This window comes from Clostridioides mangenotii TR, assembly GCF_000498755.1.
In the GTDB taxonomy this organism is placed as follows: Bacteria; Bacillota; Clostridia; order Peptostreptococcales; family Peptostreptococcaceae; genus Metaclostridioides; species Metaclostridioides mangenotii_A.
In genome coordinates, this window is sequence record NZ_AXUS01000024.1 from 41,682 (window position 1) to 52,287 (window position 10,606).

Here is a 10,606-nt window from a genome sequence, read left to right on the forward strand (position 1 = left end):
ATTATGACTTATTAAAGCAAGAAAGAGAGGTACTGTTAGACGAAAAAGTACCCCTCTTTCATGTATAGCATTTTTCTGTTAATAGATAATCTATCTATAAGAACATCTATAAAAATCAGTTTAATATAATATTAAAACAATTTATATGCCTATTTTATTAGGTTATTTTTTGTATCATTATTGAAGCGTTTGAATTTATCTGTGTACCTCCTGCAAGTGTTTGTAATGTAACTGCAGCAGCACTTGTATGATTTCGTACAGTTAATGTATCTCCAGCAGCAGCAGTAATAATTACCATGCCTAGATTCATTTGGGTTCCAGCACCTGAACCATACACACTACCTGCAACTGGTGAGCCATTTTGGAAAAGAGTAAATTGATTTGGCTCTACACCTGCAGCATAAAACCAAACTGCATAGTTACCAGCACTACCAAGTTGTATGGATGTTGTTCCTGGTGCATGGGTAATAGCACCAGTGATTACACCATTAGTACTAAATAATATATCAGCTTCTAAAGCAACGGTTTGTGCATCTAAATTATAAATATATGCATATTCAGATAATCCATTGCTACCAGTAGCCCCAGTACCTCCAGTACCTCCAGTACCTCCAGTAGCCCCAGTACCTCCAGTACCTCCAGTAGCCCCAGTACCTCCAGTACCTCCAGTACCTCCAGTAGCCCCAGTACCTCCAGTAGCCCCAGTAGCTCCAGTACCTCCAGTAGCTCCAGTACCTCCAGTAGCTCCAGTACCTCCAGTGGTTCCAGTACCTCCAGTACCTCCAGTGGTTCCAGTGATTCCAATTGAGCCAGTGTTTCCGGTGTTACCAGTAGTCCCAGTACCTCCAGTAGCACCTGTTGCTCCTACTGTTGCTCCTGTTGGTCCCGTTGGTCCCGTTGCTCCTGTTGTTCCCGTTGCTCCTGTTGTTCCACGTCGTGGACAGCAGCAATGAGGTGGTTTAGGATTATGACAACAATCATCGCAGCAATTGTCGCAACAGCCGTCGCAACAATCATTCTGACAATCGTGTTTACTAAATTTATAGTTATCGTCTCCAAAGTATTTATTATATTTTCCCATAATATTTCACTACCTTCATATAAAATTAGAGCTAATGCTCTATTAATATTCTATGATTAATTTGTTATTTTGTTATAAATATCTGTTAATTCATTATTATCTAGAAATGAAATATTTGATAAAGCATATCAATTGTTCATGATACATCATTAACCTTTTAAACCTCTGTTAGAAAGTTAGGAGTAAGAGTTGGAGATAATTTTAAAGAAATAGAGAAACACGAAAAGATAGATAATACTAAAGATAGACTTCGTTATAGATTTGGCCATTATGCAGTACAAAGGGGGATCTCATTAGTTGACACAGAATTATCGCATATAAATCCCACGGAAGATCATGTAATACATCCTACAGCATATAGATAATATAATTGTAAATATTTTCCTATATTATTGATATAAATGAAAGTATATTTTACATTGGAGGGCTTATTGTTAGATATAGGAGCAATAACAGAAGGCGAATCTGACTCTAAGAAAAAAGAGTTGTTAAATATATAAAAAAGGATTCATGGATATCCAGGATTATACACATAAAAAAGAGACCTTAATTAGTTTAGTTGGTCTCTTTTTATTTGCCACCAATTTGCCACCCTAAAAAATTAAGTTTAGAATATATACTATATTATTCTATAGTTCGATTTATTTAAGTTGATGACTTTAAATACAGTTTTCCGAGGTATTAATTGCATTTAAAATATATTCTATAGTTGATTATAAGATAGTAGGCAATTAAATATATAGATTAATTATAACCTATTGGCCAATTTGATAAAAGACTTTTATTAAAGTTTGTTTTATTATATAATGTTATTAAGATATCCTGAGACATACGATAAGGCTCTCTTAAATTCAACCTACAATTTTTATTCGGGAGACAACGTCTGATAACTTATATAACAGGCCGAGTATTTTTACTTGGACGTTAAAACATTATCAGTATGTCACCCACCTAGATGACTCTAGGGCGTGAATTTAACGGGCCACCGGTGTTTTGGGGAAAAAGATTGTCGCTATATATTTATAGCGACAATCTTTTTTTAGATTAATGTTATATTTTAATACTTATTATATTAAAACAATATTTATAGTCTCTGTAACAAATGTAATTCTAAGTGCATATTATTAATTAGGCTGAAAAAGCCAAGTCACTTTATAGAATTCACTTAAGGAGGCACGACAAATGCAAGATATAAAAAGAAATAGAAGAAAAATGGGTAATAATAGTCCAGTATCTTCAAATATCAATGATATAGATGAAATTCGTGAAGATTCATTTTCTGATGAAGATATGGAAAGAGGCTTCAAAAATAAAAAGCATGATCACTGTGATTGCGAAAAAGAAGATAAATGTGGATGCGATCATCACCATAATGATTGTGGATGCGACCATCACCACAACGATTGTGACTGTGATCCTTGCCATAATCACAATAATCACCACTGTGAGCCTTGTGAAATAGAGTCAGATGACTGCTTCCCAAATAAATGTGGGCCAGAATGCTGTCATCCTTTAACTCCTAAAAATTTCGCACCTGGGAACTGTGTTCCTATAGCTATAGAAACTAATAGAGTTTTTGATACTATGCGTTTCCAAGCTTTTACAGACGGTTCAGGACCTAATGGAGAGCCGTTATTCTTTGAAACAGAAGTTATAGAAGTAAATGGGCCAGTTCCTCAAGGTGGGCCAGTAAATGTAACTATAGAAAAAATATGTGTAAACTTCAAAGAAATAGAAATAAATCCAGGTCTTATTACACTAGAAGATTTTGAAATAGAGCCGCTTGATTCAATGTCACACAGAAATTGCGAATCATCATTTGAGTACGCAGTTTGTGGAGAATTCAAACGTGAATGCTGCAGAAGAGGATTAGGAAATTCAGTAGCGTTTAAAGAAAAAGGATTAAATGTTGCAGTACGTGATTTAGTACTAGAATTAAAAGGTAAATGTGGATGTACTACATTTACAGCGCTTGCTTTCCCTGCAGTAAAAGAGTGTGGATGTAAGAGAAGAGTACCTTTTGTACAATTTAACTTCAATACATTCTCATCACCTCTTTGCCTTCCAGCAGATGGAAGATCTTTACTACTAAGACAAGAATTTAATACTCATTTAACAGTTGATTGTATAGGAAAATCTATACTAAAATTCGAAGAAAATGAGCACTGCGAATGCTTCTTCGATTTAATAATACCAAATGACATAGATTTAGTTCTTTGCTTAGAAGAAACTGTAAGCGCACTTATAAGTGAGCAAATAGTAGTTTTAGGATCAAGAACTCCAATAGAGCCTAGATTAGTAGATACATTCGCAAAAGTATGTGACTTTGAACAATGTGGACCTAGATTCTAGATAAATTTATTTAACTTATAGATAATCAAAGTTGTAAAAAAGCCATTGAGGTATAAATACCTCGATGGCTTTTTGTATTGATTAATTTAGAATTAAAGGGGGCGTAGAGACTTTATTGATCTAAATAAAACTAAAGAGTGGAGAATGCAAGTCAACATTGACACAGAAGTCATAACATAAATTAAAGCGTATATATTTAAACTTGGTATAGGAAGCAACGTATACAGAGCTACAATCTGTACTACCATTCCTATAATAGTGTTTATACTGGAAGCGAGTTCTTTTCTAATAGCATTTAAAATCCCTGATAAAGTTTGATTTAATGACATAAATAAAGGCACCAAAAACATGGATTTTAAATAATTACCAGCGAGTTCGTTTTTAAATACAAAAACACAGACTCTCTCTCCAAAGAAGTAAAAAAATATAGACGAAAGTATTCCAACAGCTAAAGTTAAAAGAATTGAGTACTTAATTTTTTTAATTACACTATCTATTTTATTTAGAGCCATTCCTTGAGATATGCTTGGAATTAAATTTACGACTAGAGCTGATCCGAGAGTAAATGGTATAAATACAAATGGCATAACCATACCACTTATAACTCCGTACATGCTGAGAGATTTAGTATATGTCATACCAGAAAGAGCTAATCTAGAAGGAACCATCATAGAGCTTATAGACTGAAGAAATATGCTAGACATTCTGTTGCAAGTTATAGGGACAGACATCTTTATAGTTTCTATTGAAGAATAGTAAAAGTCCTTAGCGCTAACCACGTATTTTTTGCATAAAGAAGAATCTCTCCATAGATATACAGTCATAAAAATTATATTGCTCAGTTCTCCGATTGAAACTCCTAAAAGGGCTATGTAGCAGTTGAAATTTTTATTACCTATGTACATTATTAGTAAAACAACAAATAAAATTTTTGTAATCTGTTCTATTATTTGTCCTACAGCAGGTACTTTCACTTTTTTAACTCCGTAGTAGTACCCCCTAAGTACATTAGAAATTGTAATTGTAACTACAGCAGGAGCTATTGCAAGAATAAGTAAGTTTAAGTGTGGGTCGTTTAAAAATTTTTCTGAAAAGAACTTACTGTTAAAAGAAACTATAAGGGATATAATCAACGAAACGAAAAATGCTATGTAGAGTGTAGATATAAAAAGTACATTTGAAGAATGTTTATCTTTTATAGCCTTTTTATTGGCAATTAAACAACTTAGTGCTGTAGGAATTCCTGTTGTGGTTACGGATAGACATATCATCAAAAAGTTGAATATCATATGGTAAATGCCTAGCCCTGTTTCACCTAAAGCTCTAGATAAAAATACTTTATATATAAAGCCGAAGATTCTAACAATAAAATTGGATACGAACAAAATTGCCGTAGACATAACTAGATATGGAATTTTCAAAAAACACCTCCTTACGTTAAATATATTCGTAAGGAGGTCAAAAATTTATAATTATATCTTTATAAAATCTGGGTTCATTTTATCAAATCTTGTTACATACTTAAATCCGAGGTCTTTTAGGACCGAGTAAATATAATCGAATTTATATGCTACTTGATCTGTATTGTGAGAATCAGATCCTGTAGTTATAATTTCACCACCTAATTCCTTGTACAGCTTTAAAATATAGGTAGAGGGTGTAAGGTCAGGTAGATTATATCTATAACTTGATGTATTTAATTCAATTCCTTTTCCATCATATATAGCTTGTTTAAGAGTTGCTTCAATTATATCGAAGAACAATTTATCATCTAAATATGTATCAAAAGGAGCGTATCGTTTAATCAGATCTAGATGTCCTAAAACAGAGTAATTTTTATAGTTTTTCACTACATTGTAAAGTTCCATATAGTAATTTTCATAGATTTCATATTGTGATCTACCTTCAAAGTAAGAGCTCAAATAAAGGTCTTTTCTATCTATAGCGTGAATAGAACAAATTACAAAGTCAAAATCATATTCTTCGACTCTTTTATTGTAGTAATCGCCTAAATCTTTTTGTAGTCCAAATTCAATTCCCTTTTTTATAGTTATTCTTTCTTTATATTTCCTTTGTACATAATCGAGCTTCTCGAAGTAGTCACCCAAGTTTACCATAAAAGAGTCATCAGTAAATATACCGTAATCAACATGGTCAGTAAAACATATCTCATTTAATCCTAAATCGATAGACTTTTCTACCATATCCTCTATACTCGTATGGCTGTCAGTAGAGAAACTTGAGTGCATGTGATAGTCGTAAAACATAAAAAATTTCACCTCATTTTTGTAATTATTTTAATGTAAGTAATTTATAGTATTTATAAATTTTAAACAAGTATCCTTTATTTATTTAGGTATCTTATATGTTATTATAACAATATGTTGATTGCAATAACAGAGCAGGTTACTGGCTAAACATAAATCTTTGCACATTAAATACCAATTGAGTGTAGATGTGCTTTATTAAATTAAATAATATAATTTAATTTAATAAGAAAAACATTGAGAAAAATTTATTCAATTGTGCTAAAATTAAAGTAAGCAAAAGAATTGTTAGGTAAAAACAGAAATAAGATATAAATAAGTTATTCAATATTAAGACCTATAATTTAGTGCAAGTGGTGATTATTATGGAAAAATTTTTAATTGATATGAATAAGAACAATACAACGAAATATTTACATGTATATAATTGTATAAAAAAAATGATACAAGACGAAAAATTAAATGTACATGAGAAATTGCCTCCAATAAGAAAGTTTTCAAAATTATTGGGGGTTAACAATGCTACAATAATCAAGGCATATGAGCTTTTGGAAAATGAAGGCTATATTTACAAAATTGTAGGAAACGGAACATTTGTATCTAACTTAAAGGGAGAAAATACAAAACCTAAAGAGATCAGAGACGGAATAATACACTTTGACAGTGGTAATCCATCAAATGATATGTTCCCGATAGATTCATTTAAATACGCAGTAAATATGGCTCTTGAAAAAGATGGCAACTCTATATTTGACTATGAAGAAGGACTTGGATCAGAAGATCTTAGAGAGAATCTTGTAGAGTACTTAAAGAGTTTAAAAATAAATACAACAGTAGAGAATATTCAGATAATTTCGGGTGCCCAGCAGGGTATAGATATAGTCTGTAAGGGAATAATAAGTCACTCAGATGTAGTATTTGTTGAGGAACCTAGTTATGCAGGAGCTATAGATGTATTTAAAAGTAGAGGAGCAAAGATAATATCGATACCAATGTTAGATGATGGTATAGATATAGGAATACTCAAAATAAAGCTTGAAAAATTTAAGCCTAAGTTTATATATACTATGCCGAATTTTCAAAATCCGACGGGAATATCGTATTCTATGTACAAGAAAAACAAACTAATTGAGTTAGCAAAGGAGCACGATTTTTATATATTAGAAGATGACTTCATAAGCGATTTTAAATTTAACTCAGAGGACAACAGACCACTAAGAAGTTATGATAACGGAGGAAGAGTTATATATATTAAGAGTTTCTCGAAAATTCTTATGCCAGGGCTTAGAATCGGTCTTGTAGAAGTTCCGTCAAAGCTTATGACAAAGATTTTAATAGCTAAGCACACTTCAGATATTTCTACACCTGGGTTGATACAAAAGTCTATGTATTACTTTATGAAAAACTTTGAGTGGGATTCCTATCTTAGAAGTATGGAAAGTGTATATATGAATAAATACCGTATTGCAGAGAAATTAATTAAAGAAAAGCTATCTAAAAAGATTAAAGTAAGAAACTCGTGTGGAGGGATAAATTTTTTCTTGGAGCTTCCATTAAATTATAATTCTCAGACATATACCGACTTTTTAGTAAAAAAAGGGGTATACATAACACCAGGTACGTACTTTTTTGATAAAATAGTGGAAGATAGATTCTTTAGAGTAAACATTGCAAAACCAAGTATATCAGAAATTGAAGAAGGAATCTCAATAATAAGCGATAGTATCGAAGAATTTTTTGATAAATATAAATATAAATAAGTATTTTGGAGGAAGAAATGTTTGAACAAAAAAAATTAGACAGAATAAATCAACTTGCTAAAAAGCATAAAGAAGATGGATTAACTCATGAAGAGCACGATGAAAGAGAAGGACTTAGAAAAGAGTATCTAGAACATTTTAGAGCACATGTTAGATCAAAACTAGATAATATAAAAGTTGTATCACCAGAGGAGTATGAGGAGTATATAAAAAACAACAATAAATAGGAAAATTATTAATATTTAATAATTTAATATATAAATCTAAGGAGATGATACAATATGGATTTAAAACATGAATTTAAAAACGCTTGGGAAGAAGCACAAAAAAATAACTCAATTGGTGAAATAATGGACTATGCCAATGGTTATATGAAGTTTTTAAGTAAAGCTAAGACTGAGAGGGTATCTGTAGAGGAAATCGTAAACTTAGCTAAATTTAATGGATTTGTATCTCTAGATGAAGTAATTGCAAATGGAAAACTAAGTGCAGGCGATAAAGTTTACTCAGTAAACAGAGCAAAAGCAGTAGCTATGTTTGTAATTGGTAAAAACCCTATAGAACAAGGACTGAGAGTAATAGGTGGACATTTAGATTCTCCAAGAATGGATTTAAAACCAAACCCACTTTACGAAAGCTCTAACTTAGGATTTTTAAAAACTCATTACTATGGAGGAATCAAAAAATACCAATGGACAACTATTCCTCTATCAATACATGGTGTAGTAATATTAAACGATGGAAGTAAAGTAACAGTTTGTGTTGGAGAAGACAACAACGATCCAGTATTTTGTGTAACAGATCTACTAGTTCACCTAGCTGGAGATCAAATGGAGAAAAAACTTAAAGACGGAGTAGCTGGAGAGGCTCTAAATGTACTTGTAGGAAATACACCACTACAAGGTGAAGAAAAAGACCCAGTAAAATCTAATATACTTAAGCTACTAAACGAAAAGTACAACATAGTTGAAGGTGACTTCTTAAGTGCAGAAATAGAAATAGTACCTGCAGGAAAAGCTCGTGATATGGGATTTGACAGATCAATGATACTAGCATATGGTCATGACGACAGAGTATGTTCTTACGCAGCAGTAAGAGCCATACTAGACATAGAAGCACCAGACTACACAGCATCAGCATTATGTGTAGACAAAGAAGAAGTAGGATCACAAGGAAACACAGGAATGCAGTCAAGATTCTTTGAAAACGACGTAGCAGAGCTAATAGCACTTCAAGGAGATTATTCAGATATAAAAATACGAAGAGCAATGAGCAACACAAAAGTGCTATCAGCAGATGTAACAGCAGGACACGATCCAAACTACGCAGAAGCATACGATAAAAACAACTCAGCGATAATAGGTAATGGTGTAGTACTAAACAAATACACAGGAGCCAGAGGAAAGAGCGGATGTAACGACGCAAATGCCGAATTTGTAGCAGAAGTAAGAAAAATATTCGACTCAGAAAACGTAGTATGGCAAACAGCAGAGCTAGGTAAAGTAGACCAAGGTGGAGGAGGAACAATCGCTTACATCCTTGCGAATGCAAACGCAGAAGTAATAGATTGTGGAGTCGCATTACTAAACATGCACGCACCTTACGAAGTAGCATCAAAAGCAGACATACACGAAATGTACAAAGGATACAAAGCATTCTACAAAAGTAACTTTAGATAAAAAGAATAGAAACAAAGCAAAAAAAATAATAACTAGAGAATATAGAAAAAGAATATGGAACAAAAATCAGGGAGCCAACTCAAAATGAATTGAGCATAGCTTCCTGTTTTTTTGCACAAAAGCCTGTAGGCGAGACAAAGAATTAAAATACCAAAAAGTAACTTGTCTTTTTCACTAAACAAGAGTTTTAAGAGGGAAAAAAATGTTGTAAGATGGTGATAGGAAATCTTGCACATGACCTAGATTTATTTGTCTAGTATTGCAATATTTCATATCAGAAGCTTACAACACTTTTTTCTGTTCTCTTTTAGCTACCATTTACTTTTCTACCCCAAAATGTTCACAAAGTCTATCCAAAAACTTATCCTCCAAAGGCGTAAAAGTCTTTTTCTTAGAATAAATAAAATAAAATTGTCTTGAAAAATCAATCCCTTTAATTCTGTATAATTTCAACTTATTAGAATCAACATAGTCAAGAGCGGACATCTGAGAAATAAACGATACCCCTAGGCCGATTCTAACCATTTCTTTTATAGCTTCATTAGACTCGACATGAGCTATTATTTTTAGCTTGTCCGCAGGAAAATTATTCTTACCAAGCGTTTTCATAGTAAGCATTCTAGTTCCAGAACCGTCTTTTCTCATTATAAAATTTAAATTTTTTATTTCATCTAATTCAATATATCCATTATCATTTTTTATATTAATATTTGCAGGCGCTATCAATACAAGTTCATCATTTATTAGGTCTATGTACTTGATCTGAGGATTGTTTATTTTTGTTCCGACCAGTCCAAAACTTATCCTCTCATTTAAAATTTCTGAAATAGCGTATTGGGAATCATAATGGCTTATAGAAAATTTGACATCTGGATAATTCGCAGAAAAATCTTTGATAAATTCAGGCAGTATATATGTCTCTGGTATAGAGCTACATGCTATATCTATAATTCCTTCAATTTTACCAGAGTATTCTTTTATATCGTACATTGCTCTTTTACAATTGTTTAAAATGTATATAGCATGATTGTATAAAATCTCTCCGGATTTTGTTAGAGTAATAACTTTATTGCTTCTGTTGACTAATACCGTGTCTAACTCTCTTTCTAGGTTTTGTATATGCGCACTAACCGTAGGCTGTGTAAGAAAGAGTTCTCTAGCAGCTTTTGAAAAGCTTTGATGTTTTACAACGGCGACGAATACTTCTAGTTGTTTAAAATCCATTACTAAATCCTCCTTAAATCATCTAGATTTATTATAACATAGTTGTGAAAAACATTGATAAATCAATTTGTCAAAAAAATAGTAAAAAAATATTTTTATAAGTTTTGATAAGTTATAATGAATCTGATATAATACAATAGTATTTTTTATATGAAAATTTTATTTTAAAACAGTAAAATACTTTCTAATTCGATTTTTTATTACAATAATATTACAGAGTTATATAATTTATTATAATAAGTA

General features: G+C 31.9%; 8 protein-coding genes and 1 other RNA gene. 5 read left to right on the forward strand and 4 right to left on the reverse strand.

Features of this window, described 5'->3' with window-relative positions:
- Nucleotides 1-157: 157 nt before the first annotated feature.
- Nucleotides 158-1,081 carry a hypothetical protein gene (locus T473_RS18350; protein ID WP_024622165.1) on the reverse strand — a complete coding sequence of 308 codons (924 nt, stop codon included), beginning with the start codon at nucleotides 1,079-1,081 and terminating at the stop codon, nucleotides 158-160.
- Between the two features lie 816 nt (nucleotides 1,082-1,897).
- On the opposite strand from T473_RS18350, the gene ssrS reads away from it, so the two are divergent.
- A non-coding RNA gene (gene ssrS / locus T473_RS17855) (6S RNA) lies at nucleotides 1,898-2,085 on the forward strand.
- A 178-nt stretch (nucleotides 2,086-2,263) separates the two neighbouring features.
- Nucleotides 2,264-3,433 (forward strand): exosporium morphogenetic protein CdeC, encoded by a 1,170-nt coding sequence (locus T473_RS0112275; protein ID WP_024622166.1) that lies wholly within the window; start codon nucleotides 2,264-2,266, stop codon nucleotides 3,431-3,433.
- A 92-nt stretch (nucleotides 3,434-3,525) separates the two neighbouring features.
- Here the strand turns inward: T473_RS0112275 and T473_RS0112280 are convergent, their stop codons facing one another.
- Nucleotides 3,526-4,854: a polysaccharide biosynthesis protein gene (locus T473_RS0112280; RefSeq protein ID WP_024622167.1), complete on the reverse strand. Its 1,329-nt coding sequence runs from the start codon at nucleotides 4,852-4,854 to the stop codon at nucleotides 3,526-3,528.
- A gap of 51 nt (nucleotides 4,855-4,905) precedes the next feature.
- Nucleotides 4,906-5,700, reverse strand: coding sequence for a histidinol-phosphatase HisJ family protein (locus T473_RS0112285; protein ID WP_024622168.1), 795 nt, complete (start codon nucleotides 5,698-5,700; stop codon nucleotides 4,906-4,908).
- A gap of 365 nt (nucleotides 5,701-6,065) precedes the next feature.
- Between T473_RS0112285 and pdxR the strand changes: the two genes are divergently transcribed.
- Genes pdxR through T473_RS0112300 form a run of 3 tightly spaced genes read left to right on the forward strand, consistent with a single transcriptional unit; the run spans nucleotide 6,066 to nucleotide 9,139 of the window.
- On the forward strand, nucleotides 6,066-7,460 hold the full coding sequence (pdxR, locus tag T473_RS0112290; RefSeq protein ID WP_024622169.1) for a MocR-like pyridoxine biosynthesis transcription factor PdxR: 1,395 nt from the start codon (nucleotides 6,066-6,068) through the stop codon (nucleotides 7,458-7,460).
- A 17-nt stretch (nucleotides 7,461-7,477) separates the two neighbouring features.
- Nucleotides 7,478-7,687, forward strand: a complete 210-nt coding sequence (locus tag T473_RS0112295) for a DUF896 domain-containing protein (protein WP_024622170.1) — start codon at nucleotides 7,478-7,480, stop codon at nucleotides 7,685-7,687.
- A 54-nt stretch (nucleotides 7,688-7,741) separates the two neighbouring features.
- A complete protein-coding gene (locus T473_RS0112300; protein WP_024622171.1) occupies nucleotides 7,742-9,139 on the forward strand; it encodes an aminopeptidase in 1,398 nt (465 codons plus the stop codon).
- A 318-nt stretch (nucleotides 9,140-9,457) separates the two neighbouring features.
- On the opposite strand, the gene T473_RS0112305 is transcribed toward T473_RS0112300, so the two are convergent.
- Complete coding sequence (locus T473_RS0112305) at nucleotides 9,458-10,363, reverse strand: selenium metabolism-associated LysR family transcriptional regulator (RefSeq protein WP_024622172.1); 906 nt, start codon at nucleotides 10,361-10,363, stop codon at nucleotides 9,458-9,460.
- Nucleotides 10,364-10,606 lie beyond the last annotated feature (243 nt).

Coding starts and splice junctions, on each gene's coding strand:
- T473_RS18350 (WP_024622165.1), bottom strand. CDS start 1,081: ATGGGAAAATATAATAAATACTTTGGAGACGATAACTATAAATTTAGT.
- T473_RS0112275 (WP_024622166.1), top strand. CDS start 2,264: ATGCAAGATATAAAAAGAAATAGAAGAAAAATGGGTAATAATAGTCCA.
- T473_RS0112285 (WP_024622168.1), bottom strand. CDS start 5,700: ATGTTTTACGACTATCACATGCACTCAAGTTTCTCTACTGACAGCCAT.
- pdxR (WP_024622169.1), top strand. CDS start 6,066: ATGGAAAAATTTTTAATTGATATGAATAAGAACAATACAACGAAATAT.
- T473_RS0112295 (WP_024622170.1), top strand. CDS start 7,478: ATGTTTGAACAAAAAAAATTAGACAGAATAAATCAACTTGCTAAAAAG.
- T473_RS0112300 (WP_024622171.1), top strand. CDS start 7,742: ATGGATTTAAAACATGAATTTAAAAACGCTTGGGAAGAAGCACAAAAA.
- T473_RS0112305 (WP_024622172.1), bottom strand. CDS start 10,363: ATGGATTTTAAACAACTAGAAGTATTCGTCGCCGTTGTAAAACATCAA.